Source organism: Saccharopolyspora ipomoeae, assembly GCF_029952525.1.
GTDB classification, from domain to species: domain Bacteria; phylum Actinomycetota; class Actinomycetes; order Mycobacteriales; family Pseudonocardiaceae; genus Saccharopolyspora; species Saccharopolyspora ipomoeae.
Genome location: NZ_JASAOF010000018.1, coordinates 1 through 26292 on the forward strand (window position 1 = coordinate 1; position 26292 = coordinate 26292).

The 26292-nt window shown below is 71.6% G+C and carries 22 protein-coding genes and 1 pseudogene; 17 read left to right on the forward strand and 6 right to left on the reverse strand.

What is annotated here, in order from left to right; genetic code table 11:
- Positions 1-84 precede the first annotated feature (84 nt).
- Together QFW96_RS22475 and QFW96_RS22480 are read right to left on the reverse strand one after the other, a co-directional pair.
- Positions 85-693: a malonic semialdehyde reductase gene (locus tag QFW96_RS22475; protein ID WP_281457690.1), complete on the reverse strand. Its 609-nt coding sequence runs from the start codon at positions 691-693 to the stop codon at positions 85-87.
- A gap of 74 nt (positions 694-767) precedes the next feature.
- On the reverse strand, positions 768-1088 hold the full coding sequence (locus tag QFW96_RS22480; protein WP_281457691.1) for a hypothetical protein: 321 nt from the start codon (positions 1086-1088) through the stop codon (positions 768-770).
- 297 nt (positions 1089-1385) lie between these two features.
- Between QFW96_RS22480 and menD the strand changes: the two genes are divergently transcribed.
- The 4 genes and pseudogenes from menD (at position 1386) to QFW96_RS22500 (ending at position 6485) form a co-directional block, all read left to right on the forward strand.
- Positions 1386-3086, forward strand: coding sequence for a 2-succinyl-5-enolpyruvyl-6-hydroxy-3-cyclohexene-1-carboxylic-acid synthase (gene menD, locus QFW96_RS22485; protein WP_281457692.1), 1701 nt, complete (start codon positions 1386-1388; stop codon positions 3084-3086).
- 16 nt (positions 3087-3102) lie between these two features.
- Entirely contained in the window at positions 3103-4257 is a 1155-nt protein-coding gene (locus QFW96_RS22490; RefSeq protein WP_281457693.1) for an acyl-CoA dehydrogenase family protein, read from the forward strand.
- 434 nt (positions 4258-4691) lie between these two features.
- Positions 4692-5447, forward strand: a pseudogene (locus QFW96_RS30245) (isochorismate synthase); the annotation flags it as partial.
- A gap of 18 nt (positions 5448-5465) precedes the next feature.
- Positions 5466-6485, forward strand: coding sequence for a methyltransferase (locus QFW96_RS22500; RefSeq protein WP_281457695.1), 1020 nt, complete (start codon positions 5466-5468; stop codon positions 6483-6485).
- Here QFW96_RS22500 and larA read toward each other — a convergent pair.
- Positions 6478-7758: a nickel-dependent lactate racemase gene (gene larA / locus QFW96_RS22505; RefSeq protein WP_281457696.1), complete on the reverse strand. Its 1281-nt coding sequence runs from the start codon at positions 7756-7758 to the stop codon at positions 6478-6480. The genes QFW96_RS22500 and larA overlap by 8 nt on opposite strands.
- A 401-nt stretch (positions 7759-8159) precedes the next feature.
- Between larA and sbnA the strand changes: the two genes are divergently transcribed.
- The 12 genes from sbnA (at position 8160) to QFW96_RS22565 (ending at position 22795) form a co-directional block, all read left to right on the forward strand.
- Positions 8160-9092, forward strand: a complete 933-nt coding sequence (gene sbnA / locus QFW96_RS22510; protein ID WP_281457804.1) for a 2,3-diaminopropionate biosynthesis protein SbnA — start codon at positions 8160-8162, stop codon at positions 9090-9092.
- A gap of 29 nt (positions 9093-9121) precedes the next feature.
- Positions 9122-10141, forward strand: a complete 1020-nt coding sequence (gene sbnB / locus QFW96_RS22515; RefSeq protein WP_281457697.1) for a 2,3-diaminopropionate biosynthesis protein SbnB — start codon at positions 9122-9124, stop codon at positions 10139-10141.
- A complete protein-coding gene (locus tag QFW96_RS22520) occupies positions 10141-11778 on the forward strand; it encodes an IucA/IucC family protein (protein ID WP_281457698.1) in 1638 nt (545 codons plus the stop codon). Before sbnB ends, QFW96_RS22520 begins: the two co-directional genes overlap by 1 nt.
- On the forward strand, positions 11778-12998 hold the full coding sequence (locus QFW96_RS22525) for an MFS transporter (protein WP_281457699.1): 1221 nt from the start codon (positions 11778-11780) through the stop codon (positions 12996-12998). Before QFW96_RS22520 ends, QFW96_RS22525 begins: the two co-directional genes overlap by 1 nt.
- A 365-nt stretch (positions 12999-13363) precedes the next feature.
- A complete protein-coding gene (locus tag QFW96_RS22530) occupies positions 13364-14782 on the forward strand; it encodes an IucA/IucC family protein (RefSeq protein WP_281457700.1) in 1419 nt (472 codons plus the stop codon).
- Positions 14779-16554 (forward strand): IucA/IucC family protein, encoded by a 1776-nt coding sequence (locus QFW96_RS22535; RefSeq protein ID WP_281457701.1) that lies wholly within the window; start codon positions 14779-14781, stop codon positions 16552-16554. Before QFW96_RS22530 ends, QFW96_RS22535 begins: the two co-directional genes overlap by 4 nt.
- Complete coding sequence (locus QFW96_RS22540) at positions 16548-17321, forward strand: HpcH/HpaI aldolase family protein (protein ID WP_281457702.1); 774 nt, start codon at positions 16548-16550, stop codon at positions 17319-17321. Before QFW96_RS22535 ends, QFW96_RS22540 begins: the two co-directional genes overlap by 7 nt.
- On the forward strand, positions 17314-18492 hold the full coding sequence (locus QFW96_RS22545) for a type III PLP-dependent enzyme (protein WP_281457703.1): 1179 nt from the start codon (positions 17314-17316) through the stop codon (positions 18490-18492). Before QFW96_RS22540 ends, QFW96_RS22545 begins: the two co-directional genes overlap by 8 nt.
- An 87-nt stretch (positions 18493-18579) precedes the next feature.
- Entirely contained in the window at positions 18580-19188 is a 609-nt protein-coding gene (locus QFW96_RS22550) for a class I SAM-dependent methyltransferase (RefSeq protein WP_281457704.1), read from the forward strand.
- 139 nt (positions 19189-19327) lie between these two features.
- Positions 19328-20797 (forward strand): sulfatase family protein, encoded by a 1470-nt coding sequence (locus QFW96_RS22555; protein ID WP_281457705.1) that lies wholly within the window; start codon positions 19328-19330, stop codon positions 20795-20797.
- Positions 20798-20867: 70 nt separating this feature from the next.
- Positions 20868-21647: an SDR family NAD(P)-dependent oxidoreductase gene (locus QFW96_RS22560; RefSeq protein ID WP_281457706.1), complete on the forward strand. Its 780-nt coding sequence runs from the start codon at positions 20868-20870 to the stop codon at positions 21645-21647.
- Positions 21648-21937: 290 nt separating this feature from the next.
- Entirely contained in the window at positions 21938-22795 is an 858-nt protein-coding gene (locus QFW96_RS22565; RefSeq protein ID WP_281457707.1) for an SAM-dependent methyltransferase, read from the forward strand.
- 134 nt (positions 22796-22929) lie between these two features.
- On the opposite strand, the gene QFW96_RS22570 is transcribed toward QFW96_RS22565, so the two are convergent.
- Entirely contained in the window at positions 22930-23691 is a 762-nt protein-coding gene (locus QFW96_RS22570; protein ID WP_281457708.1) for an SGNH/GDSL hydrolase family protein, read from the reverse strand.
- A 203-nt stretch (positions 23692-23894) separates the two neighbouring features.
- Here QFW96_RS22570 and QFW96_RS22575 point away from each other — a divergent pair, with 203 nt between their 5' ends.
- Positions 23895-24812 carry a hypothetical protein gene (locus QFW96_RS22575; RefSeq protein WP_281457709.1) on the forward strand — a complete coding sequence of 306 codons (918 nt, stop codon included), beginning with the start codon at positions 23895-23897 and terminating at the stop codon, positions 24810-24812.
- A gap of 15 nt (positions 24813-24827) precedes the next feature.
- Here the strand turns inward: QFW96_RS22575 and QFW96_RS22580 are convergent, their stop codons facing one another.
- Together QFW96_RS22580 and QFW96_RS22585 are read right to left on the reverse strand one after the other, a co-directional pair.
- Positions 24828-25634, reverse strand: coding sequence for an SAM-dependent methyltransferase (locus tag QFW96_RS22580; RefSeq protein WP_281457710.1), 807 nt, complete (start codon positions 25632-25634; stop codon positions 24828-24830).
- A 172-nt stretch (positions 25635-25806) separates the two neighbouring features.
- On the reverse strand, positions 25807-26025 hold the full coding sequence (locus QFW96_RS22585) for a hypothetical protein (protein WP_281457711.1): 219 nt from the start codon (positions 26023-26025) through the stop codon (positions 25807-25809).
- Between the last annotated feature and the right edge of the window lie 267 nt (positions 26026-26292).

Sequence of the window (26292 nt, forward strand, 5' to 3'; positions counted from 1 at the left end):
AAGCCCTCGACCGGCTCCCACAACTTCGGATCAAACAGCTCAGACACAACGGGATCCTGCATCGAGGCGAACCGTCCAATGTGGTCAGATGAGGGAGACGACTTCCTCGTACTCCAAACGCGGGAGGCGGTCGAACCAGGGGTCCGGGCCGGGAGTGCCGACGTTGACGACCAGCACGACGTGCCGCCCGCCGTCGGGGAAGAACTCGGCGTCCACGCCTGCCGGGTCGAAACCGAGCATCGGACCGGCCGCGAGACCGGCCGCGCGGACGGCCAGGATGGTGTAACCCGCTTGCAGGGTGGCGTTGTAGTCGGCCGCCTGGGCGCGCGCCTGCGGGTCGGCGAACATCTCGCGCGCCTGCGGGGCGAACGGCAGCAGTCGGGGCATGTGCTCGTCGAAGTTCCGGTCCGCGGACAGCAGCAGCGTCATCGGCGCGGATGCGGTCTTCGCGCGGTTCCCCTCGGCCATCAGCGGCAGCAACCGCGCCTTCGCCTCCGGAGTCCGCACCGCCGTGATCCGCAGCGGCTGCGCGTTCGCCGACGTCGGAGCCCAGCGCATCAGGTCGTAGATGGCGCGCAGCTGCCCGTCGGTCACCGGCTCATCGCTGAAGGAGTTCGCCGTGCGCGCCTCGCGGAACAGCAGGTCCTGCGCCTCGGCCGACAGCACGAGATCGGTGTTCTCGCTGGTGGTCATGGGATCTCAACCTCCGTCCTGGGGAAGCGGGAGCGGTGCGGTGGCCCGGCAGGACCGGGCCACCGCACCCGTGTTCACGGCAGCAGGCCGATGACCGGGTCGATCGCCTCGTTCACCATCGCGAGGTGGATCCGGAGGTTCTCCTGCGGGCTGGTGAGCAGGCTCTTGACCTCCCAGGTGGGATCCGAGAGGTGGTACTCATCGAGGTGGTGCACGACGACTCCGACGGTCTGCTGAACAGCGCCCAGCGGTCCCCCTTCGGTGGGTTCGGGCGCGGACTCGTGGGCCGAGGCGGTGCCGGCACCCAGCAGTCCCAGCGCGGCTCCGCTCGCTGCCAGCACGACAGCCGCGCGGAGGGAGCGTCGACCGGTGTTCGCGACATCGTTAGTGCTCAAGGATCCTATATCCCTTCCCTGGACGGAAATTCCTATCGGTCGACCGAAATCGCCGACCGAACGCCGTGCCACCACGCAGAACGTGAGACCGATCGGGAATCCTGAAACGAATACCCAACGGATGCGGGGCTTTTCCGACGCACAGGGCGCAGTCAACCAGCGCAACCGATGCGCGGTGGTGAATGCGGCGTTCCGCGGCTGGAAACTACTTCTCTTCACGTAACAACATCCGATGTGTGCACTCCGTAACCGCGCATTCACATCGGGAAACGGGATCCGGCCGTATGTTCAGCACCCATGAACCCGTCTACGGACCAGGCCAACGCGATCGTGGACGAATTGATCCGATGCGGTGCGCGCGAGGCGGTGCTGTGCCCGGGATCGCGCAACGCGCCGCTCGCCTTCGCGCTCCACAGAGCGGATTCCGAGCGGCGCCTGCGGCTGCACGTGCGAATCGACGAGCGCAGCGCGGGATTCCTCGCCACCGGCCTCGCGATGCGCGCGGGCGGTCCGGTCCCCGTGGTGTGCACGTCCGGAACGGCTGCCGCCAACCTGCACCCCGCCGTGCTGGAGGCCGACCACGCCGGTCTCCCGCTGGTCGCGATCACCGCGGATCGCCCGGTCGAGCTGCGAGGCACCGGCGCGGGCCAAACCATCGACCAGCACGGATTGTTCGGCAGCGCGCTCCGGTGCTTCGCCGAGATGCCCACCGCCGGTTCGTCCGGCTCCCGGCACTGGAGGACCACTGTGGACCGCGTCGTGTCCTGCGCGCTCGGTTCGCTGTCGCACGACCCCGGACCGGTCCAGCTCAACGTCCCGCTGCGCGAACCGCTGGTACCGGATCATCTCGACGAACCCGCCGGTGGAGACACCGGCCGCGCCGCCGGGCTCGCCTGGAGCGCCGTCGTGCCCGGCGGCAGCTTCGCGGGCGCCCTGCCGCTGTCGCCGGGGGCTCCCACCCTGGTCATCGCGGGTCAGGGCGGGGCAGGTCCGGTCCCGCCCGAACTGCCGGTGCTCGCCGAGCCGGGCTCACCGCTGTGGCACCGGTCGCTGCGATCGGGACCGCTGCTGCTGGCGGAGGCGTTGTCCGGCCGTGCCGACCAGCTGCTCCCCGAGCAGGTTGTGGTGCTCGGCAGACCGACGATGCACCGGTCCGTCCAGCGGCTGCTGGCGGACGACCGGGTCGCGGTCTTCGCGGTACCGCACTCCTCCGGAGATCGGTTCCGTCCGGTGTGGACGGACGTTCCCGGGACGGTCCGCGCGGTGGGCGGCCTCCCCTCGGGCTGGGAACCGCCACCCGAGTTCGGCGATCGGTGGCGGTTCGCGGACAGGTCCGCGTGCGCCGCGATCGACCGGGTCGAGTCGCCCCGGACGACCGGACCGCAGGTGGCTCGTGCGCTGCTCGCAGGCGTGCCACCGGGGTCCCAGGTGTTCGCCGGACCGTCCAACGCCATCCGGGACATCGCTCTGGCCGCGGACCCCCGGCCGGACGTGGCGGTGCTGGCCAACCGGGGCGTGGCCGGGATCGACGGCGTCGTCTCCAGCGCCGTCGGAGCCGCTCTGACGCACGACGGGCCGAGCTACGCCCTGCTCGGCGACCTGACCTTCCTGCACGACTCGAACGGATTGCTCATCGGCCCGGACGAGCCGGTACCGCAGCTGACGATCGTCGTCGCCAACGACGACGGCGGTAGCATCTTCACGGTGCTGGAACAGGGTGCCGCCGCCTACGCCCCGGCTTTCGAGCGCATCTTCGGCACGCCGCAACGGGTGGACATCGCCGGTTTGTGCGCAGCGTGCGGGATCGAGCACGTCCTCGCCGACGATCCCACCGACCTGGCAGCGGAGCTGGTCGGTGCAGCGGGGATCCGCGTGGTCGAGGTGCGCGTCGACCGGTCGCACCGCCGCGAACTGCACGAACGACTGCGGGCGGCCGTCTCGAACGCGATCGCCGACGCGACGAGCGAACCGGTTCGCGTCGCGGCCGCCTCGCCCTGAGCTTCGAGGAGACCACGTGACCACGAACCCGGACCTCCCGCGCCTCGCCGCCGCGGCCCGCCCGGTGCTCGAACGCAACCGCGAGACCAACGACCACCAGCGCCGCCTCAGCGATGAGACGGTCGCCTGCCTCACCGACACCGGTCTGCTGCGCGCGCTCGTCCCCGCGCGCTTCGGCGGCGGCGAGTGCCGACTGCGCACCGCCATCGACGCGACGTGCGAGATCGCCAAGGCCGACCCCTCCGCCGGGTGGGTGGTGATGATCCTCGGTTCCGGCGCGTTCATCAGCGGTCTGTTCCCCGCACGCGCGCAGGAGGAGGTCTACGCCGACGGTCCGGACGCCAGCGTGTGCACCGTGCTGGCCCCGCGATCCACGGCGCGGCAGGTCGACGGCGGGTGGGTGCTGAGCGGGCGCTGGGCGCCGGCTTCCGGCTGCCTGCACGCGCAGTGGGCGATGCTCGGTTTTCCCGGCGGTGACGGCGGAGGGTCCTTGGCGCTGGTCCCGATGACCGAGCTGACGGTCGAGGACACCTGGTACACGGTCGGAATGCGGGCGACCGGGAGCAACCTGCTCGCGGGAACGGACCTGTTCGTGCCGGACCACCGGGTGCTCCCGCTGAGCTCGGCCGTGCACGGCCGCTTCCCCGCCGGGCTCCCGGAGCCCCGCTACCGCGCCGCGGTCATGCCCGCGCTGGCTTCCTACATGATCGCCCCGTACCTCGGGATGGCCACCGCCGTGCTCGACCACGTCGTCGCGGGCGCCGACACCAAGGGCATCGCCTTCAGCCACTACGAGCGGCAGCGCGATTCCACGGCGTTCCAGCTGGCCGTCGCCGAGGCGACGACGAAGATCGACGTCGCCCGGCTGATCGCGGAGAACTCGGCTGCCGTGGTCGACGGCCACGCCGATGCCGGAACCTTCCCGGACCAGCTCGCGCGAGCCCGGGTCCGCCTGCACACGGGCCACGCCGCGCAGCTGTGCCGGCAGGCCGTCGACGACCTCGTCACCGCCCACGGCGCATCGGCGTTCGCCGAGTCCAACCCGCTGCAGGCCTACGTGCGCGACATCCACGCCGCGTCCCGGCACGCCGTGGCCAACCCGGCTTCCTGCTCGGAGATCTTCGGGCGCGCGCTGCTGGGAGTCGAACCGAACATCACCGACATGATCTGAGGACAGGGGCCCGCATGACGACCGCACTCCCGCAACGCAGATCGGTCCACGTCCGCGAGGTCGAGGACGACGCCGACCTCTGGGCGCTCCCGCCGAGCGGCGACGCCACGGTGTCGTGGATGCACGACGGCCGGGGGATGATCGGCTGGGGCGAGGCGGCCCGGTTCGAGATCACCGGTCCCGGCCAGTACGAGCAGGCCGCGCGGGCGTGGTCCGGCTTCGTCTCGCTGCTCGGTGGTGATGCGGCGAGCGCCGTCGCGTTCACCAGCTTCTCCTTCGACGACCGCGGGCGTTCGGTGCTGATCGTGCCGCAGGTCCTGGTCACCCGCTGGGAGAACCGCAACTGGGTCACCACCATCGGTCCCGGGACTCCCTCGCGGCACACCCCGATCGCACGACCCGGCCGGGTGCGCTGGAGCGACGGCGCGCTGCCCCGCGACCGGTGGCGCGGGGCGGTCGCCGAGGCCGTGCGGCGGCTGCGCAGGGGCGAACTGGACAAGGTCGTGCTGGCCCGGGACCTGCTCGCCGAGACCGACCAGCCGCTCGACCCGCGCTTCCTGCTGCGGGAGTTGGCCCGCCGACACCCGCAGTGCTGGACCTTCGCCGTCGACGGCCTGATCGGTGCGACGCCGGAGATGTTGCTGCGGCGCCGGGGAGATCAGGTGACGTCGCAGGTGCTGGCCGGTTCGAGCTGGTCGGGGGACGGTGAACAGCTGCTGGCGTCGCAGCCCTACCGGGACGAGCACGACTTCGCGGTGGAGTCGCTGCTGACGGCCATCGCACCGCACTGCGCCGACGTGCGCGCCTCCGGGCCGAGCGTGCTGCGGCTGCGCAACATCGCGCACCTCGCCACCGATGTGAGCGCCACGCTCACCACCGGTGTCGACCTGCTCGGCCTGGCCGCCGCCGTGCACCCGACCGCCGCCGTCGGGGGAACCCCGCGACGCGCGGCGGCCGACCTGATCGCCGAGCTGGAAGACCTCGACCGGGGCCGTTATGCGGCGCCGGTGGGCTGGCTGGACGCGAACGGCGACGGCGAGCTGGGGCTCGCGCTGCGGTGCGCACAGCTCTCCGGCTCGCGGGCGCGGTTGTTCGCCGGGTGCGGGATCGTGGCCGAGTCCGATCCCGACGTGGAGGTCCGCGAGACCGATGCCAAGTTCGCCGCCGTGCGCGAAGCGCTCGGCGCCTGATCACCGACAGGAGACGCCGTGCGCACGCCGCAGATCGTGCTCGACACGATGCACGCCACCTTCCTCGCCCGCGCCCTGTTCGTGGTCACCGACCTCGGCGTGCCCGACTTGCTCGCCGACGGGCCGATGTCGTGCGCGAGCCTCGCGGACCGCCTCGGCGTCGAACCGGTTCCGCTGCACCAGGTGCTGCGCGCCGTGGCGACCACCGGGTTGCTGCGCACCGAACCGGGCCCGGAAACCGGCGCGCACCAGCGCTTCTCGATCACGGAGCCCGGGCAGACCCTCCGAGAGGGTCATCCGTCCGGTACGAGGGACATGGTGCTGACCATGCAGGGCGAGCTGTTCTGGAACGCGCTGCGCGTGCTGCCGGAACGGGTCGGCGAGGGGCGGACCGGACCGGAGATCGCTTGCGGGAAGCCGTTCTTCGATCTGATGTCGGAACGCCCCGCCGAGGCGGCCCGGTTCAACCGGATGATGATCGCCACCAGCGGGGACGAGCCCGCTGCCGTGGCGCGCGCCTACGACTTCTCCGAGGTCGGCCGGTTCGTCGACGTGGGCGGCGGCATCGGCACCGTGCTGCTCGAGGTGCTCCGCCGGTTCCCGCACGTGCGCGGCGTGCTCGTCGACCTGCCCGGGGTGATCGAGCAGGCGCGCCGGAACGTCGCCGCGGCCGGGGTTTCCGACCGGTGCGAGATCATCGAGGGCGACTTCCTCGACTCGCTGCCCGCCGGGGCCGATGCCTACCTGCTCTCGCGCATCCTGCACGACTGGGACGACGAGACCTGCTCGCGCGTGCTGGGCTCCTGCGCCCGCGCCATGACCCGGGGCAGCCGCCTGCTCGTCGTCGAGAAGGTGCTGCCCGACGACGACGAACCCCACCTCGGCAAGCGACTCGATCTGATCATGGCCGCGCTGACCCACGGCCGCGAGCGCACCGCCGCCGAGTACGCCGAGTTGCTCGCCGCGGCCGGGCTGCGCGTCGTCCGGCAGGTGCCGACCGGAACCGCGGCCTGCGTCATCGAGGCTGAGCTCAGGTGACGTACGGGATCGTCTGCGGACCTTCGGGCAGGACGCAGACGCGGGCTTGCGGACCCCGGGCCGCGAGCTCCTCGGCGACGGCGGTGGCGATGTCGTCGACGCGGTAGAGGTGGGCGGTGCGGAGGTCGGCGTCGGTGACGTGGGTGGTGTGGACGCCGACGCGGGCCGTGGCCAGGACTCGCGCGAGGATCTGGACCTGCCACTGGTCGGGGACCGTCTCGGTCCTGCCGGAGATGGCGCGCAGCAGGGCTTCCGGGGTCGGTTCGGACGCCAGGACCTCGCGGAACGAGCCGTGGTCGGGGAAGCCGTCGCTGCACTCGGCCGCGCAGATGATCAGTCCGCCCGGCTTCACCACGGTCGCCGCGGCCGTCATGCCCTTCACCGCCTGGTAGACGTTCTGGTCCAGCGGGAACCCCGAGTTCGTGGTCACCACGACGTCGTAGCGCTGCGGGACCGGCTGCATCGACAGCTCGCGCACGACCTCCCGCGCGGCCGCATGCATCGGCAGCAGGTCGCCGCCGAACGCCTCCACGACCTGCTGCTCGCGGTTGAGCACCACGTCGAAGGCGAAGTCCACGCCGGTGCCGTCGGCGATCGCGCGGACGTCGTCGTGCACCGGGTTGCCCTCGCACACCGCCCACGTCGCGCGCGGGCTCGCGATGCGCGCGGCGTCGTGCAGCGTGAGCACCGTGTCCAGCCCCGCCAGGCCCGGGGCGACGAGCTTGGGGCCGCCGCTGAACCCGGCGAAGAAGTGCGGTTCGACGAAGCCGGTCGTGATCCGCACGTCGGCGTCCACCCAGTGCCGGTTCAGCGACACCGCCACGCCGTCGCCGAAAGTGCCCATCGGGCGCAGCATCTCGGGATCGCGGCAGTCGTGGTTGATGATGCGCATCGTGTCGACGAGCTCGTCGCCGAGCATCGCGCGCAACTCCGCGTCCGTGTTGCCGCGATGGGTTCCGGTGGCCACCAGCAGCGTGAAGTCCTCCGGCGTCGCGATGCCCTCCAGCTCGGTCAGCAGCGCGCGCACCATCGCTTCGCGGGGTTGCGGTCGCGTCGCGTCGCACAGCGACACGGCGATCCGCTGCCCCGGCCGCACCCGCTCGCGCAGCGGCGGCCCGGCGACCGGCTCGCGCAGCGCCCCGCGCAGCGCCACCTCGACGTCGGGCGCGGCCGGCGGGTGCGCGGGCGCCACCACGGTCGTGCGCTCGCCGGGCAGCTCCACGGTCAGTCCCGTCCTGCCGTAGGCCAGGTCAACGGACACCTTCTCCGACATCCACCACTCCAGATCCGCTCGGTCCTGTCGGCGATCCTGCCTCCGCGAACACCGCGCCGGGACACCGGCACCCGGAGTGATCACCGCGTCGCTCATTCGGAGCCTTGAAATCCGAGCGACCGCCCGAATGCGGAAACGATTGTTCCAATTCCTCTCGACTATCCCGAGGAACCGCAGATCAACCCCGCTTCCGCAATTCGGTCAGACCATTCACGGCGGAAGGTGAGCACCCGCTTAGACCACTCCGATGTGTGCTGGCTCTCGTAGATCAATCCTGTTAAGTTAGGCTTGCCTTTGTTAGCGTTTTCGCTCGTAGCTCCGCCCTTTCGGTTGTCGATCTGAGGAGAAACGTGGCCGTCGACACCCAGACCGAATCCGCTGTCGAGTCGGTTCTCGAATGCGTGGGAAACACTCCTGCGGTCGTGCTGAACCGGCTTTTCCCCCAATCCGATGTCGAGGTGATCGCCAAACTCGAGCTGATGAACCCCGGCGGGAGCATGAAGGACCGGTCAGCGCGCCACATCGTCGAATCCGGATTGCGCAACGGGTCCATTCAGCGCGGCAGCCACCTGGTCGAGAGCAGCTCCGGGAACTTCGGGATCGCGCTGGCGATCGCCGCGCGCATCCACGGACTGCGCTTCACCTGCGTGCTCGACCCCAAGGCCGTGCCCGCCAACGTCGCCATCCTGCGCCACCTGGGCGCCGAGGTGGAGGTGGTCGACCAGCCGGACGAGACCGGTGGCTACCTGCACACCCGCATCCGCCGGGTCCGCGAGATCGTGGCGAACTCGCCCGGGGCGATCTGGATCAACCAGTACGCCAACGACCGCAACTGGCAGGCCCACTACCACGGCACCGGTGACGAGCTGACCCGTCAGCTCGCCGAGCCGCCGTCGTACCTGTTCGGCGCGGTCAGCACCACCGGCAGCCTGCTGGGCTGCTCCCGCCGCCTGCGCGAGAACTTCCCGGACCTGCGGGTGATCGCCGTCGACGCCGTCGGATCGGTGATCTTCGGCGGACCGCCGGGGCAGCGCGACGTGCCGGGCATCGGTGCCAGCCGCGTGCCCGAGCTGTTCAGCCCCGCCGAGATCGACGACGTGGTGCACGTCAACGACTTCGAGGCCGCGGTGGGCTGCCGGGAACTGCTGGCCACCGAAGGCATCTTCGCCGGCGGCTCCACCGGAGCCGTCGTCGCGGCGATGCAGCGCACCCTGCCGCGACTGCCCCGCCCCTGCCGGGTGGTGGCCGTCTTCCCCGATCGCGGGGACCGCTACCTCGACCTGGTCTACGACGACGACTGGTTCGACGCAGCCCGGCAGCGCTGCGAGAACTGACGAGAAATCCATCACACGAAGGAGAACAAGTGTCCTCTGAGGAATCGCCGCAGATGCTCTACCTGAGCCGCAGCGACATCGCCGCCGTCGGCGGGGACGAAGCCGAGCTCTACGTGGAGGCGCTCAACGCCGGGCTGATCGCCCATTCCGAGGGCAAGACCGTGCAGCCGCTCAAGCCGTACCTGCGGGTGGCGGGCAAGCAGGGCCACATCGCCGACCGGATCATCGCGATGCCCGCGCACGTCGGCGACCCCGGGCTGTCCGGCATCAAGTGGATCGGCAGCAAGCACGACAACCCGGCCGAGCGCGGCCGGGAGCGCGCCAGCGCCGTCATCGTGCTCAACGACCCGGCCAGCAACTACCCGGTGGCCGTGCTCGAAGGCAGCCTGATCAGCGCCTGGCGGACCGCGGGCGTGACCTGCCTGGCCGCCCGCCACCTGGCGCGCGAGGGCTTCACCGACGTCGCGCTGGTGGGCTGCGGAGTCATCGGCAGCACCCAGATCACCGCGCTGCTCCAGCAGTTCGGCTCGATCGAGCGGGTCCACCTGCACGACCAGCGGCCGGAGGCCGCGCGGGCCCTGGCCGAGCGCATCGGCCGCGAGCACCCGTCGGTCGAGGCGCGCGTCGCCGAGACCGCCGAGGACGCCGTGCGGGCCGGTGACCTGGTGGTGCCGTGCACCGTCACCAGCGAGCCCTACATCGCCTTCGACTGGCTCAAGCGCGGCGCGCTGCTGTGCAACGTGTCCATCATGGACGTGCACAAGGAGGTCTTCCTCAAGGCCGACAAGGTCGTCGTCGACGACTGGGAGCAGAGCAACCGCGAGAAGAAGATCATCAACCAGCTGGTGCTGGAGGGTTCCTTCTTCCGCGAGCAGCTGCACGCCGAGCTCGGCGAGATCCTCGCGGGGACCCGGCCCGGCCGCACCGAGGACGACGAGATCATCGTGCTCAACCCGATGGGCATGGCCGTGGAGGACATCGCCTGCGCCGGCGCGGTCTACGAGCGCGCCCGCGAGCGGGGCGTCGGCACCTGGCTGGACCTGTACTGATGGGGGCGGGATCGGCCGAGCTGGTCATGCGGGACCTCGTCGACGTGCTGCTGCAGGAGGAGCTGGTCGAGCTCACCGAAGAGGCGGGCCGGGCCACCCTCCGCACTCCCGGCGGCGCGGTGACCGTGCCCGTCCGGCCCGGCGGCGCGCTGCAGCGGTACCGCTACGACACCGGTCCGGTCCTGCTCGACGGCGCTCGACCGCTGACCCCGGCCGAGCTCCTCGCCCTGGTGCGGGAGGACTCGGCCGCGGTCGGCGCGGACCTGCGGGCGGCGGTCGAGCACACCGAGGTGCTGCGCGAGCAGCGGTCGGCGCTCGACCTGACCCCGGGCAGCGGTGCGCTGGCCGGTGAGCGGCTCGCCGCGACCCGCAACCGCCCGTTCCACCCCACGGCGCGGGCGGCGGCGGGCTGGTCCGCGGAGGAGGTCGCGCGGTACGGGCCGATGCGGGCCGAGCCGCTGGGGCTGGACTGGGTCGCGGTGCGCCGCGACCGGCTCGCCCGCGGCAGCGACCCGCTGTCGCAGCACCTCGCCGAGCTGGTCCTCTCCCCCGCCGAACTGCGCTCCCTCGGCGCGGTCGGGGACGAGCACCAGGCGATCCCGGTGCACCCGTGGCAGTACGAGCACGTGCTGGGCGAGTGCTTCGCCGGCGAAATCGCCGACGGGTCGGTGGTGCCGCTGGCGCGCGGGATCGGCGGGTTCCACCCGACCTCGTCGCTGCGGACGCTGACCACCTCGCCGGAGAGCGACCGGCACGTCAAGCTCCCGATCGGGGTGGCCACGCTGGGAGCGACGCGGCTGCTGCCGCCGCGCTACCTCGCCAACGCCGAGCGGGCGCAGCGCTGCATGGCCGAGGTCCTGGACCGGGATCCGGTGCTGGGCAAACGGGTCGCGCTGTGCGAGGAGCAGGTGTGGGCCGGGTGGCACGACCCGGACGATCCCTTCGGCGACCGGCCCGGTCAGCTCGCCGCGCAGGTCCGGATCTACCCCGGGCTCGACGGGCTCGTGCTGCCGATGGCGGCGCTGGCCGCGCACGAGTGGGACGTGCTGGCACCGGCGATCTCCGACCGGTTCGACCCGGTCGGGTTCTTCGGCGACCTGGCGCGCTCGTTCTGCGAGGTCGCGTTCGGCTTCCTGAGCCGGGGCGTGCTGCCGGAGCTGCACGGCCAGAACGTCGTGGTGCAGCTGCGCGCCGGTCAGGTGGAGCGGTTCGTGCTGCGCGACCACGACACGCTGCGGCTGTTCGACGAGTGGATGCGGCTCGCGGACACCCCCGATCCGGAGTACGTCATCAAACCCGGTGCGCCGCAGTCACTTCGGCTCGACTCGGCGGAGTCGCTGGTGGGTTACCTGCAGACGCTGGGGTTCCAGGTGAACCTGCACGGCATCGCCGACGCGCTGCGCCGCCACTTCGACCTGGACGAGCGGGTCCTGTGGGACCGGTTGCGGGAGGCCGTGATCGAGCACCTGCCCGGCCAGCCGGAGCCGGTGCGCGAGGTGCTGCGCGACCGGTTGCTGCGGGCCGAGACGTGGCCGAGCCGCCGGGTGCTGGAGCCGCTGCTGCGGCAGGGCGCCTCCAGCGGGGTCAGCATGCCCGCCGGGACCGGGTCGGTGCCGAACCCGCTGGCGGTGATGTGATGCGGGGCCGGACCTATCCGGTGCTGTGCCTGGGCCAGTTCGCCGCGACGGCGGGGCTGACGATCGTCGTGCCGCTGCTGCCGTTCTACCTGGCCGGGATCGGCACGCCGCGAGGCGAGATCCCCTGGTGGACGGCGGTGTCGGTGGCGGCCCCGGCGGTGGTGCAGCTGGTCAGCGGACCGCTGTGGGGCTGGGTCGGCGACCGGTTCGGGCACAAGGCGATGGTGGTGCGCGCGCACGCCGGGCTCGGTCTGGCGATCGCGCTCATGGCGGTGGCCGACACGCCGGAGGAGTTCCTGGCCTGCCGGTTGTTGCAGGGCGCGTGCGGCGGGGTGGTCAGCGCGACCGCCTCGTACGCGAGCGCCGCCGCCTCCACCGACCGGCGGGGCCGGGCGCTCGGGATGCTCTTCGCCGCCACCGCGGCGGGATCGCTGCTGGGCCCGCTGGTGGGCGGTCTGCTGGCCACCCGGCTCGGGTTCGGGCCGCTGTTCGCGGCGGTCGCCGGGATGCTCGCGGTCTCCAGCGTGCTGGCCGCGGTGTCGCTGGCCGAGGCACCCGCGCAGGCGCGGGAACGGCATTCGCCGCGCGCGATCGCGGCGCTGCTGCTGCGTCGCCGGGAGACCCGGCTGATGCTGCTGGCCGGGTTCGCCGCGCAGGCCGCGATCTACGCGCTGGTGGTGGTGTTCGCGCCGCAGGTCGAGCGGATCTCCGGCTCGGTCGCCGCCGCCACCACGTGGGTCGGGGTGCTGCAGGCCGTGACGTGGACCGCGTCGTGCGTCGGGAGCCCCTGGTGGGGGCGCCGAAACGACCGGGGGTCCGCGCAGCTCGGGTTCGCGGTGGCCGCCGCGTGCTGCGCCGTCGCGGTGGCGCTGCAGGGCGTCGTGCCGGTGGAGCTGCTGCTGCCGCTGCGGGTGGCGCAGGGCTTCTGCTTCGCGGCGCTGCTGCAGTCGGTGCTGCACGTCAGCTCCCGGCACGCCCCGGAGCGGGGCTCGGGCACTGCGTTCGGGTTCAGCACCGGAGTGCTCGACCTCGGCCAGGTCTTCGGCCCCCTCGCGGGCGCGTCCCTGGCGGTCCTGCTGCCGTCGGCGGCGGTGTTCCCCCTCATCGGCGCGATGCTCGGCGCGGCCGCCCTGCTGGCCGTCGCGGGCCGCGCCAAACCGGAGGTTTCCGCGGAAACCTCCCACGATCCGGTCGAAACTCACGAGAAGGTAATGCGGTGAACGAGGAAGCAGCACGCGCAGCAACCCGCCAACGGCTGCTCAACGCGCTCGACAGAGAGCTGGGAGGCGAGCACACCCCCACGTCCCTCCACATCCCCCTCCGATCCGAATGGAGGGAGGTTCTCATGAAAACTTCCCCACCCCAAGACACAGAACTGGGGAAAGTTTTCATGAGAACTGTACCCACACCAGAACCCGGACCAGGGGTAGTACCTGCGGAGACCGAGTCTCATGGGAGGGCAGAGGTCGGGGAAGTTTTCATGAAAACTTCGTCTCCCCTGGAGACGGAACCGGGGGAGGTTTTCATGAAAACTTCGGGTTCTTTGGAGGTGGGAGTTCGGCGTTGGTCTGATGCGGGGCATCACGTGTTCGAGGACGAGGTGAGCCTGGACGGGGTGGTGCTGGGGCACGAGGAGTTCGTGGCCGTGGTGGCCGCGGAGTTGGCCTCGCGGTGCGGCGAGGTGGACGAGGGGGTCGTGGAGCGGTTCCGGAGGCAGGTCGGGAACAGCGTGGCCCGGTCGGCTCGGTACCTGGACCGGGGGCCTCTTCCGGAACCGGCCACGCCCCAGGAGGTCACTCGGCGGGCTGAGCAGTCCTTGCTGCTGGGGCATCCGTTCCACCCGACTCCGAAGAGCGCGGAGGGCATCAGCGACGAGGACCTGGAGCGCTACGCGCCGGAGCTCGGGGCGTCGTTCCGGCTGCACAACTGGGCGGTGGATCCGGGGCTGCTGCTGGAGGACCGGGTGTGCGACGGCCCGTGGCTGCCCGGCGAGCCGGAAGCGGTGCTGCCGGTGCACCCGTGGCAGGACCGCTACCTGCGGGAACACCCCCGGGTTCAGGAGCTGATCGCAGCCGGGCTGCTGAGCCCGCTGGGCGCGGTGGGCCCCGAGGTGTACGCGACGTCGTCGGTGCGGACGGTGTGCGACCCGGACTTCCCGACGTCGTGGAAGCTGCCGCTGCACGTGCGCATCACCAACTTCGTGCGCAACAACCCCTTCGAGCACCTGCGCCGCGCCGCCGATGCCGGACGACTGGTCTCCGCGCTCGAGAAGAACTGGAATCACGATGGTTTCGAGGTGCTCGCCGAGTCCGGTTACCGCACCCTCGACCCGGTGTCGGTCGGCGACCTCGCGTCGGACTTCGGCGTGCTGTTCCGCCGGAACCCGTTCGCGGGCACCGACCTCGCCCCGCGCGTGCTCGCCGCGCTGCTGGAGGAACGACCCGGCCGGCGCCCGGCGCTGATCGACCTCGTCGAGCAGGCCGGTCCGCTCACCGCCGAGCACGCGTCCGAGTGGCTGGAGCGCTACCTGCGGATCTCGCTGGGCCCGCTGCTGGCGATCTTCACCGAGGACGGCGTCGGGTTCGAGGCGCACGTGCAGAACAGCCTGCTGCACACGGACAACGGCTGGCCGAGCCGGTTCTGCGTGCGCGACATGGAGGGCACCAGCGCCGACCGGGAGCGCGTCGCCGACGGCGTCCTGCCGCCGGGCAGCCCGGTGCTCTACGACGACGCCGAGGCGTGGCTGCGGTTGCGCTACCACCTGGTCACCAACCACCTCGGCCACCTGGTCGCGGTCCTCGGCCGGTGCACCCCGGCCGGTGAGCGGCGGCTGTGGTCGGTGGTGCGCGAGTTCCTGGGCGGCCTGCCCGGGCGCTACGCGGCCGAGCTGCGCGAGGCGCCGACGCTGCCCGCCAAGGCGAACCTGCTCAGCCGCTTCGCCGAGCGCGGCGAGAGCCCGCTCTACGTCGACATCCCCAACCCGATCCGAGAGGTGACCCGATGACCGCCGAGCTCGTGCGGGCCGCGCTGACCGATCCCCGGTTCCCCGAGGTGCGGCGCCGCGTGTTCCGCCAGCTGCTCGAATCCCTGCTCTACGAAGGCGCCCTGACCACCGAGAACGCAGCCACCGAGAACGCAGCCACCGAGCGGGACGGCGACGAGCACGTCGTGACCGGGGAGGACCGCGACGGGAAGCCGGTGCGCTACTCCTTCCGGGCGGTGCGGCGGTTCGGGTTCGACCGGGTCGGGCTGACCTCGCCGGTGCTGCGCGAAGGCGTCGAGGCGGACTCGGTCACCCGGTTCCTCACCGAGGTCCGGGGCTCCCTCGACGCGGACCCGGACCACATCGTCGCGTTCGCGCGCGAGCTGGAGGAGACGCTGTTCAAAGACGCCCTGTCGGAACACCTCCGGGAAGATCCACCGTCCACTGCGGACCACGACGCGCTGGAGACGGCGATCACCGACGGGCATCGCTACCACCCCACGTACAAGTCGCGGGTGGGCTTCGACGTCGCCGACGACCTCGCCTTCGGCCCTGAGTTCGCCAACCCGCTGCGGCCGCTGTGGCTGGCCGCGCACCGCGACATCACCGAGGTCAGCGCCTCGGGTTCGCTGGACCGGCAGTACCTGGCCGATCAGCTCGGCGGCGAGGCGACCCGCTTCCACCGGCTCATCGAGGACGTCGGCGAGCCCGACGAGTACGTGCTGGTGCCGGTGCACCCGTGGCAGTGGCGGGAACGCCTCGCCCGGGCCTTCTCCGAGCAGCTCGCGCGCGGCGAGCTGATCCCGCTGGGGCCCGACCCGCACGAGTTCCTCCCCCAGCAGTCCATCCGCACCCTGACCTGCCGAGACGTGCCCGAGCGGCCGTACCTGAAGCTGTCGCTGTCGATGGTGAACACCTCCACCTCCCGCGGCCTGGCCGCGCACACCGTGCGCAACGCGCCCCGCGTCACCGACTGGCTGCGCGAGGTCGTCGCGGGCGACGCCTACCTGTCCGGGGAGCTGCGGCCGATCCTGCTCGGCGAGGAGCTGGGCGTGGCGGTCACGCCGGAGTCGGGACTGCTGCGGCCCGACACCTACGGCGCGCTGGCCTGCATCTGGCGGGAGAGCCTGCACCCGCACCTCGAACCCGGCGAGCGGGCGATGCCGTTCACCGGTCTGACCTCCTGCCTGCGGGACGGGACGCCGCTGATCGCCGAGTGGCTCCGCGAGCAGGGCGCCGAGAACTGGGTGCGCGGGCTCGTGCGCGTCGCCGCGATCCCGCTGGTGCACCTGCTGTGCGCGCACGGCATCGCGCTGGAGTCGCACGCCCAGAACATGGCGCTGGTGCACGTCGACGGGGTCCCGGAACGGGTGGTGCTCAAGGACTTCCACGACGGCGTGCGGTTCTCGCCGCAGCACCTCGCGGGCGAGGCGCCGGAGCTGGCCGCTCCCCCGGCGCACCACCAGAACCGCAACTCCTTCGTCGAGACCGACGAGCTGAGCCTGGTCACCGACTTCCTGCTGGACGCGTTCTTCTTCATCAACCTCGGTGAGCTCGCGATCTTCCTGGACGACCGGGGAGAGCTGGCAGAGCGGGACTTCTGGCGGGTGGTGGCCGAGGAGATCCGCGCCCACCAGGAGCGATTCCCCGACCTGGCCGAGCGCTTCGCGCTGTTCGACCTGTTCACCCCGGCGATCGAGGTGGAGAAGCTGACCAGCCGCAGGCTGCACCCGGACACCGAGCTGCGGCTGCACGCCGTGCCCAACCCGCTCGCGGAGGTCGAGAAGTGCTGAGGACCAACACCGTCAAGCAGCGGCTGGCCGGGACCGGGGAGAGCCACGGGCTGTTCTGCTCGATCCCGTCGCCCGCGCTGGTGGAGATGATCGGCTGCGCGGGCTACGACTTCGTCATCCTCGACAGCGAGCACGCGCTGGTCGATCCGCAGCAGCTGGAGAACCTGATCCGGGCCGCGGAGGCCGTGGACCTCGTGCCGTTCGTGCGCGTTCCCGAAGCCGACCCGGGCGCGATCCTGCGGGCGCTGGACGCGGGAGCGCTGGGCGTGGTGGTGCCGCACGTGCGGTGCCGGGCCGACGTGGACGCGGCGATCCGCGCCGCCCGCTACGCGCCGGAGGGCATGCGCAGCCTCAACGGCGGCCGGGTGCCGGGTTTCGGGCGCATCGAGCTCACCGAGTACGTGCGGCGCGCCAACGCCGAGACGATGGTGATCGCGATGATCGAGGACGCCGAAGGCGTCGAGGACCTGCCGTCGATCCTGGCCGGTGGCGGCGTCGACCTGGTGCTGGAGGGCGCGGCGGACCTGTCGCAGTCCTACGGGGTGCCGTGGCAGACCCGGCACCCGCTGGTCCAGGACGCGCTGGCCCGCGTGCACGCCGAGTGCGAGGCGCGCGGCGTGCCGTTCTGCGCCATCCCCCGCACCCCCGAGGACCACCGCGAGTGGCGCGCGGCCGGGGTGCGCACGTTCGTGCTCGGCGAGGAGCGCGGCCTGGCCGCCCGCGCTCTGCGAGCCCACCTCGACCTGCACCGGGAGAACCATGAGTGAGCGACTGCACGACCTCGTCCGGCAGCGCGTCGGCGGCGATCCGGTGTGCCTGTTCGCCTACGACCTGGACCGGCTGACCGATCACGTCCGCGCCATCACCGCGACGCTGCCGCACCGGTGCCGGATGTTCTACGCGATGAAGGCCAACAGCGCCGAGCCGCTGCTGCGCGCGCTCGCGCCGCTGGTCGCGGGCTTCGAGGTGGCTTCCGGCGGTGAGCTGGACAAGGCGCGGGCCGTGAGCGCGGACGTGCCGGTGATCTTCGGCGGTCCGGCGAAGACGCCGGCGGAGATCGAGCAGGCCCTCAAGCAGGGGGTGCTGCGGCTGCACGTGGAGAGCGCGCTGGAGCTGCACCGGGTGTCGGCCGCGGCGACCCGGCTGGGCGTGACCGCCGAGGTGCTGCTGCGGGTCAACCTGGCCGGGCCGTTCCCGGCCGCGACGCTGGCGATGGCGGGCAAGCCCACCCAGTTCGGCATCGCCGAGGACGACCTGCCGGGAGTCGTCGAGGCCGCTCGCGCGCTGCCGGGGGTGCGGCTGACCGGGTTCCACCTGCACTCGCTGTCGAACAACCTCTCCGCCGAGGCCCACCTGGAGCTGGTGGCGCACTACGGGCGGACGGTCTCGGCGTGGGAGCGGGAGTTCGGGCTGCGCTGCGAGGTGGTCAACGTCGGCGGTGGCATCGGTGTCGACTACGCGCGGCTGGACCGGCAGTTCGACTGGCCGCGCTTCGCCCGGGGACTGCCGGCGGTGCTGGCCGAGTTCCCCGCGCACGTGCGGGAGATCGACTTCGAGTGCGGGCGCTACCTGGTCGCCGAGTGCGGCAGCTACGCGGTGGAGGTCCTCGACGTCAAGCGCAACCACGGCGTGCAGTACGCGCTGGTGCGCGGCGGCACGCACCAGTTCCGGCTGCCGTCGTCGTGGCAGCACAGCCACCCGTTCACCGTGCTGCCGGTGGACGAGTGGGACTCGACGGCGCCGCGCCCGCAGGCCGACGGTCCGATCACGGTGGTCGGCGAGCTGTGCACGCCGAAGGACGTGCTCGCCCGCGACGTGCCGGTGTCGCGGGTGCGGGCCGGTGACGTGCTGATCTTCAGCCACGCCGGGGCCTACGGCTGGGAGATCTCGCACCACGACTTCCTCAGCCACCCGCACCCGGAGATGGTGTTCCACTGACCAGGCCGACCGCCTCGCGCGTGGGTAGTGTTGGGTCCGATTCCTCGCGGGGGGCTTGAAACCGGGTCGACGCGGAAGGCTTGGTACATGGGTAGGACACCGTGGAGCCGGGACGAGCCGACCCGCTCACCGTTCGCGCTGCCGAGCGGTGTCCCCGGTCGGCTCGCGGGGCACGTCATGTTGTGGTTGAACCGGCAGCAGGACGTGCTGGACCTCCTCGACGTCCCACCCGGTGCCGCCGTCCTGGAAGTCGGCTACGGACCTGGTGGGTTGATCCGCCTGCTGCGGCGGACGGGCGCGAGGCGGATCTGCGGTGTCGACCCCTCGGTGCAGATGCGCGACCTCGCGAGCCGGCCGCACCGCGCGGAGATCATCGCGGGACGCATCGACCTGCGGCTGGGAACCGCTGCCGACACGGGCTTCGCGGAGGCGGAGTTCGACCGGGTGGTCGCGGTCAACAACGTGGCCATCTGGCCGGACCTCCGCGCCGGCCTCAGCGAACTGCACCGCGTGACCCGGTCCGGCGGTCGGGCGCTGATCGCCTGGCACGGCGGAACCCGACCGTCGCTGATCACGCGCAGCAACGCCCTCCCGGCGGAGAAGCTCGACGAGATCGAGCGAGCGCTCCGCGACGTCTTCGGCACGGTCACGCGTCGCGAGCTGACGACCCTCACCTGCTTGATCGCCGTTCGCTGACCGGTCATCCACACTGGACCGCCGAAGTCGGCGCGGCCGACCCGAGGCGGGTTTCCGACGCGGTCATGGACGCGGCCGCGTTCGCGGGTCATGCTTGCGCGTGCCCGCACGACGCCGACCGGGCTGGAGGATGATCGTGATGCCGCGTTCGCGGCTGGCCCTCTGCGTGATCGTCATCGGCCTGGTCCTGGCCGGGTGCTCCGCCGCTCCCCCGCCTGCGCCGACCGGCGACCGCCCGCCGAACATCGTGTTCGTGCTGGTCGACGACATGGACCAGGGGGTGTTGCGGTTCATGCCGCAGGTGCAGCGGATGCAGCGGGAAGGCGTGACGTTCTCGAACTTCACGGTCACCGACTCGCTGTGCTGCCCGTCCCGGGCCTCGCTGCTGGCCGGGAAGTACCCGCACAACACCGGCGTGTTCACCAACGACCCGCCGGACGGCGGTTTCAAGGTGTTCCACCAGCGCGACGAGCGCGACACCATCGGCACCCAGCTGCAGCAGGCCGGGTACCGGACCGGGTTCATGGGCAAGTACCTCAACGGCTACCAGCCCGGGGAGGAGCTCGGCGGTGAGCGGCCGTTCGTGCCGCCGGGCTGGAACGAGTGGGTCGTGGCCGGCAACGGCTACCCGGAGTACGACTACAAGCTCAACGTCAACGGTCACGTGGAGCCGCACGGGCATCGGCCCGGCGACTACCTGACCGACGTGCTGGCCAAGCGCGGCAACGACTTCATCCGCACCAACGCCGCGCAGGGCAGGCCGTTCTTCCTGGAGGTGGCGCCGTTCGCGCCGCACGGCCCGTCGACCCCGGCGCCCCGGCACGCCGACGCGTTCCCCGGGCTGACCGCGCCGCGCGTGCCCTCGTTCGACGAGGCCGACCGCACCGACAAGCCGGAGTGGCTGCGCCGACTCCCGCCGCTGCCCGCGAACAAGATCGCGGCCGCGGACGTGAAGTTCCGCAAGCGAGCCCAGTCGCTGCAGGCCGTGGACGAGATGCTCGCCGGGTTCCAGCGCACTCTCCACGACACCGGGCAGGAGCAGCGCACGCACGTCATCTTCACCTCCGACAACGGGTTCCACCTGGGCGAGCACGCGCTGGCCGAGGGCAAGCAGACCGCCTTCGACCACGACGTGCGGGTCCCGCTGGTCGCCACCGGTCCTGGCGTTCCGGCCGGGAAGGAGGTCGCGGATTCGGTGCAGAACATCGACTTCCGGCCGACCTTCGCCGAGATCGCCGGGGCGCCACCACGTCCCGGCATCGACGGCGCGAGCTTCGCCGGGCTGCTGCGCGGTGGGCCGGGCACGGGCCGCGACGTCGCGCTCGTCGAGCACCACGAGCCGCGGGCGTCCCGGGAAGACCCGGACCACCAGGAGAAGCCCGACGGCGTGCCGCCGACCTACAACGCGATCCGGGTTCCAGGGGGAACCTACGTCGAGTACCTCGGCGGCGAGCGCGAGTACTACGACGACCGCGCCGACCCGTACCAGCTGAACAACGTCTACGACGCCCTGCCGCCGGAGCGCCGCGACGCGCTCCACCGCGCTCTCACGGCGATGACCGGCTGCCGCGGCACCGCCCAGTGCACCGAGGCGGCCACGACACCCTGACCGCACCCGCCGGGCGCGCGGTTCCGGGAACACCCGCGTTCCACGCGGACGATCCGAGGAGGGCTTGCCGATGCCGGAGATCGCGGTGGTCACCGGAGCAGGAAGCGGTCTCGGCCGCGCGATCGCGCGGCGGCTGGGCGCGGCCGGGTTCGCCGTCGTGGCGACCGACGTCGACCACGCGGCCGCACGCGAGACCGCCGGATCGATACCGGGTTGCCGGTCCGCTGAGCACGACGTCCGCGACGCCGAGCAGCATCGTCGGATAGCGCGGGAGGCGACCGAACGCGGCAGGCTGCGGGTGTGGGTGAACAACGCCGGCGTGCTCGCCCTGGGCCCGGCGTGGACCCATCCCGACGCGGAGGTCAAACGGTGCGTCGAGACCAACGTGCTCGGCACCGTGCACGGATCGCGCGCCGCGGTCGAGGTGATGCGCGATCAGCCCGGCGGTGGGGCGGTCCTCAACATCGCGTCCTTCGCGGCCTTCGGCGCGGTCCCCGACCTCGCCGTCTACAGCGGTACGAAGCACGCCGTGCTGGGCTTCACGAAGTCGCTGAACGCGGACCTCCGCAACGCCGGCTCGCGCATCCGGGCCACGGTGGCCTGCCTGGACGGCACCGATACACCGATGGTCCAGCGGCACGCCGGGGACCCGAAGGCCGGAGTGCTGCGGCACCGCGGGCGCCTGCTCGACCCCGACGAGGTGGCGCGCCACCTCGTCGACGCGCTGGGCTCCCGGCGCCAGGTGGTCTGCGTGCCCCCCGCGCGGGGCGTCGCGGCGCAACTGCTGGGTCTCGCACCTGCGCTTTCACTGCGACTCACCAACGCCGCCGCACGTCGCCACCGCACCTGATCCCGAACCTGGACCGGAGTCAAGGCCGTCCGACGCGCTCGCTCCCTCCTCGCAGGTGAAGCGCTCTCCGCGCAAGCGGCTTCGGCGAAACCCGCGCCGAAGAGGTGACACGCGTCAAGATATCTTGCTCACAAGAAGATTCCGTGCGAGGTTGTTGTGCGCCGGACGGGACGCCCGGGTCGTCGGGAAGCGGATGAAGATCAGCCGATTCGCGGCGAATCCTGTTCCCCTCGAAGGGAATACCGTGCGGTAGCTTCGTGATCGTGGCCACCGAGCAAGCAGGAGCAGGCATGTCCGAGACGCCTTCGAAGGCGCCGAGTTCCGCACCGGTCGGCGTGGACACGGCCACGGCCAGCATCGCCCGCGTCTACGACGCGGCGCTCAACGGCAAGGACAACTTCGAGGTCGACCGCCAGGTGCTGCACGAGGTCGCCCAAGCCGCGCCGGAGGTCAAGACCATGGCGTGGTCGAACCGCGGTTTCTTGAACAGGGCGTGCCAGTACCTCGCCGACGAGGCCGGCGTCCGGCAGTTCCTCGACTGCGGTTCGGGTCTGCCGACCGCGGAGAACACGCACCAGATCGTGCAGCGGGTGGACCCCGAGGCCGAGGTCGTCTACATCGACAACGACCCGGTGGTCATCGCGCACGGCAAGGCGCTGCTCGAGGAGAACGATCACACCCACTTCGCCTCCGCCGACATCTTCGACCCGGGCGAGGTGCTGGGCCACGAGACCGTCCGCCGGCACCTCGACTTCGACGAGCCGATCGCGCTGCTGCAGATCGGGACCCTGCACCACTACCTCGGCGACGACGGTCCCGAACTGATGCGGACCTACATCGACGCGCTCGCCCCGGGCAGCTACGTCGTCCTCGCACACTTCTTCGACCCGGAGACCCCGGAGCACAGCGACCTCGCCCGCAGGATGGAGGAGCTCTTCCTGCACAGCCCGATGGGTTCGGGCCTCTTCCGCACCCGCGACCAGATCCGCGCGCTGCTCCCCGGCCTGGACATCCTCCCGCCCGGGCCGGACTCCCCCGCCGACATCGAGCTCTGCGACCTCTGGTGGCCGAACGGCCCCAGGCAGCGCCCGCTGAACCAGGCCGAGAGCTGCATCGCCGGCGTGGTGGGCCGCAAGAACCAGCGCTAGGAACTGCTCAGGAGTCGCGCTGCTCGGCGGCGCGGGTGGCAGAACCTGCGGCGGTGCGGGCTGAGCCCCGCACCTGACGCAGCGTCCGCCGCACTCCTCGACAGCTCCCGGTCCACATCGGATTGCCGAGCGCCTCAGCTCAAGGGCTGCAGCCGCGGTCGCTTCGCGGTCCGGCCGTCGCCGGACGATCGCCCAGTGATCCGCCGCCACAGCCACGGCGCCAAGAACACAGCGGCCCAGCGGATCTCGCCCGCGACCGCCTTCAGGAGCCCCGGTGCTCGCCGTTCCGGCAGCGGGCGGCTCCACGCGTCGTCGCTTCCGGGCAGTTCCAACGCGTGCGCGAAACCGTTGGCCAGCAGGGCGTGGCCCGACGGGTTGAGGTGCAGGCGGTCGGTGCTCCAGATCCGCCGGTCGGCGCAGACCGGGTGGCGGTCGGCTTCGACGACGACGGCGCCGTGCTTCGCGGCGATCTCGCGCACGCGCGCGTTGAACTCGGTCAGCCGCGGCTGCCAGCGCCGCGCGATCGGCGCGATCTCCCCGATGTCCGGGTAGGTCACCGTCGCCACCCGCGCACCCGCGCCCGCCAGCGCGCCGATCATCTCGTCCAGCTCCGCGGCTACCGCGTCGCCGTCGTAGTGGCTGCGCAGCACGTCGTTGAGCCCGGCGACGACGGTGGCCAGGTCTGGAGCGAGCGCCAGCGCCGGTTCGAGCTGCTCCGCGCGCACCTCGCCGATGAGCTTGCCGCGCACCGCCAGGTTCGCGTACCGGAAGCCGGGGTCGAGCGCGGCCAGCTGCTCGGCGAGCCGGTCGGCCCAGCCGCGCAGGCCGCTCCGGTCGTCGCCGTCGCCGACGCCCTCGGTCTGGCTGTCCCCGATCGCCACGTACTTCGCGTACATGCCCCACCTTCGCGCTCCCGACGATGACTCCGCGAGCACAGCACATCACGGCGCGTCCGAAAGGGGGCGGGCAGTCCGTGTTTTCGTCGCCATTCGTCCGCTTTCAACCGCGCAGAGTCACGTTTCGCGACTGCGCGTAGTCGTCACCGGGTTTTTCTCAGGCGGCCAACCGGCGTAACCGCGGATGTGTCATCGTCGGACACATGGGGACCGAGGTATGGCTGACGTGGATCCCGGCGATTCTGGCGCTCGTGGCGGTCGGAGTCGCCGGTTGGCTGCTGTGGTCGGCCCGCAAGGCGTCCGAGGAGACCGCGCAGCGCGCCGAGGCCGTGCGCCGGATGGCCGGTGCCGTGGAGGCCAGCGCCGAGAAGACCGGTCGCGCCGCCACGACCGCCACCGAGCAGGCCGAGCGCGCCTGGGAGCAGGTCAAGCTCACCCGCAGCCAGCTCGACGACGCCCGCCAGGAGCGGCAGGCCAGCACCCAGGCCGAGCAGTGGGAGTGGGCCTACGCGCTGACCACCGCCGCCCGCGAGCTGGTCAACAGCTGCCACGAGCTCATCCGCGTCTCGCTGGACACCCAGGTCGCCCCGCACTACCGGCAGTCCGCCGACCGGCACTACCGACAGGCGGGTCAGCGCTGGCAGGACACCATGATCAAGGCGATCGCCCGCACCCAGCCGCCGTTGGAGATGCAGCAGCAGGTCGCCACGTTCGCCGAGGTGCACCAGCGGCTGCACGGCCACATCGGCGTGCTGCTGCGCGCGGTGGAGACCAACACCCTCGGCGAGGGAGACACGCTCACCAAGCAGATCCACGGCATGCGCCACGAGCTCAACAACGCGCACCGCAACCTGCAGCGCATCGTCAGCTCGAACCTCTCCACCCCGCAGCAGGCCCCCAACGGCCAGAACGCCGGCCACCAGGTCCCCCAGGCCAACGGCACCGCCCAGACCCAGCTCACCCAGGCCCCGAACGCCCCGCAGCCCGACGCCGAGCAGACGCAGCTCACCCCGGCGGTCCCGCCGAGCGCCGCTCAGACCGGCCGCACCCACCAGTCCGGCAAGCTCACACCGGCAGAACCCGCCACCCAACAACTGGCCAACCGCCCAGCCCGGACCTGAGTCGGGGCCCGAGCCTCAGGGTTTGCGGGCGATTGCTGCGTACATGGCGATGTCGGCTTCGGGGATCTTGAGGTGTTCGAGGTCGTCGGGGCGCCACTTGTGCATCTGGACGAGGCCGGGGTCGACGATGTCGAGGCCGTCGAAGAAGCGCAGCGCCTTGTCGTGGGTGCGGAACTTGAGGGTCTCGCCGTGCTCGCGGTACGCGCGGCGGACCTCGGCGAGGAGTTCGGGCGCGTAGTCGTCGGTGGCGATCGTGGCGGCCACGTAGCTTCCCGAGGGCAGCACGTCGACGATGCGGCGGACGACGTCCAGGGCCTCGTCGTCGTCCTCGATGAAGTGCACGACCGCGATGAGCATCAGACCGATCGGGCGCTTCGCGTCCAGCGTCTCGCGGAACTCCCGGGAGTTCAGGATCGTGTCCGGGTCGCGCAGGTCGGCGTCGACGTAGGCGGTCGCGCCCTGACCGCTGCGCGACATCAGCGCGCGGGCGTGGGCCAGCACGATCGGGTCGTTGTCGGTGTAGACGATGCGGGCGTCCGGCTCGACCGCCTGGACGACCTCGTGCAGGTTCGGCCGGGTCGGGATGCCGGTGCCGATGTCGAGGAACTGGTCGATGCCGCACTCGGTGGCCAGGTAGCGGCCGGCGCGGTGCATGAACTCGCGGTTGGCGCGCATGTGCACCGGCAGCGCCGGCCAGACCTGCTGGGACGCCTCCGCGGCCGCGCGGTCGACGGCGTAGTTGTCCTTGCCGCCCAGGATGTAGTCGTAGATCCGGGCGCCGTGCGCCACGTCCGTGCGCAGGTCTTGCGTGCCATCGCTCATCGTTGCTCCTCCCACCGCTGGCGCCCGGATCCTTTCAATGATCAACATCCGGCGTCCACCGATCTTCGCACCGCGAACGTCACATCTGGGGCGGAACGAGCGCGGGGGCGGGAACCCGGGGGTCCGGGTCCCCGCCCCACTCGTCAGGGCGAGATCAGGCCCTCAGGCGAGATCAGGCACCGAGGCCGAGGGCGTCCAGGGCCGCGCCCACCGACGACAGGGTGTCGGCGATGGTGGCGTCCAGGACCTCCGCGATCGGCGTGAGCTCGGCCGCGTTGGCCGGCAGGGCCAGGCCGATCATCAGCGCCGGGACGGCGAGGGCGCCGAAGGCGATGCGCTTGGCGCGCGAACCGGTCCGGGCCTCGGTGTGCTGCTCGACGGTGTTGCTCATGGTGGTTCTCCTGTTCTCGCTGTGTTGCGCAGGCAGCGAGAACGCTCCCGAACCGGGATCTTCCAGACAAGGGGATTAACCGGCACTTAGCAGGCTCTGAACACCGGCCGCCCGGGCGTGGTCGGCGGCACAGACCTTCGCAGGTGGTGCACCGGTATTCCGTTTCCTCCGCGCAACATCCCGAAACACTCCCCCGGCAGGGCCAATCGGAACTGGACCATCCGGGTGCTTCGCGGGCGGGAATTCCAGGTGTTCACCCCACGGGGA

What these genes read in the sequence shown, in the direction of transcription:
- QFW96_RS22475 (WP_281457690.1), bottom strand. Translation starts at nt 693, where the DNA reads ATGACCACCAGCGAGAACACCGATCTCGTGCTGTCGGCCGAGGCGCAG.
- menD (WP_281457692.1), top strand. Translation starts at nt 1,386, where the DNA reads ATGAACCCGTCTACGGACCAGGCCAACGCGATCGTGGACGAATTGATC.
- larA (WP_281457696.1), bottom strand. Translation starts at nt 7,758, where the DNA reads ATGTCGGAGAAGGTGTCCGTTGACCTGGCCTACGGCAGGACGGGACTG.
- QFW96_RS22520 (WP_281457698.1), top strand. Translation starts at nt 10,141, where the DNA reads ATGGGGGCGGGATCGGCCGAGCTGGTCATGCGGGACCTCGTCGACGTG.
- QFW96_RS22525 (WP_281457699.1), top strand. Translation starts at nt 11,778, where the DNA reads ATGCGGGGCCGGACCTATCCGGTGCTGTGCCTGGGCCAGTTCGCCGCG.
- QFW96_RS22535 (WP_281457701.1), top strand. Translation starts at nt 14,779, where the DNA reads ATGACCGCCGAGCTCGTGCGGGCCGCGCTGACCGATCCCCGGTTCCCC.
- QFW96_RS22545 (WP_281457703.1), top strand. Translation starts at nt 17,314, where the DNA reads ATGAGTGAGCGACTGCACGACCTCGTCCGGCAGCGCGTCGGCGGCGAT.
- QFW96_RS22550 (WP_281457704.1), top strand. Translation starts at nt 18,580, where the DNA reads ATGGGTAGGACACCGTGGAGCCGGGACGAGCCGACCCGCTCACCGTTC.
- QFW96_RS22555 (WP_281457705.1), top strand. Translation starts at nt 19,328, where the DNA reads ATGCCGCGTTCGCGGCTGGCCCTCTGCGTGATCGTCATCGGCCTGGTC.
- QFW96_RS22560 (WP_281457706.1), top strand. Translation starts at nt 20,868, where the DNA reads ATGCCGGAGATCGCGGTGGTCACCGGAGCAGGAAGCGGTCTCGGCCGC.
- QFW96_RS22565 (WP_281457707.1), top strand. Translation starts at nt 21,938, where the DNA reads ATGTCCGAGACGCCTTCGAAGGCGCCGAGTTCCGCACCGGTCGGCGTG.
- QFW96_RS22570 (WP_281457708.1), bottom strand. Translation starts at nt 23,691, where the DNA reads ATGTACGCGAAGTACGTGGCGATCGGGGACAGCCAGACCGAGGGCGTC.
- QFW96_RS22575 (WP_281457709.1), top strand. Translation starts at nt 23,895, where the DNA reads ATGGGGACCGAGGTATGGCTGACGTGGATCCCGGCGATTCTGGCGCTC.
- QFW96_RS22580 (WP_281457710.1), bottom strand. Translation starts at nt 25,634, where the DNA reads ATGAGCGATGGCACGCAAGACCTGCGCACGGACGTGGCGCACGGCGCC.
- QFW96_RS22585 (WP_281457711.1), bottom strand. Translation starts at nt 26,025, where the DNA reads ATGAGCAACACCGTCGAGCAGCACACCGAGGCCCGGACCGGTTCGCGC.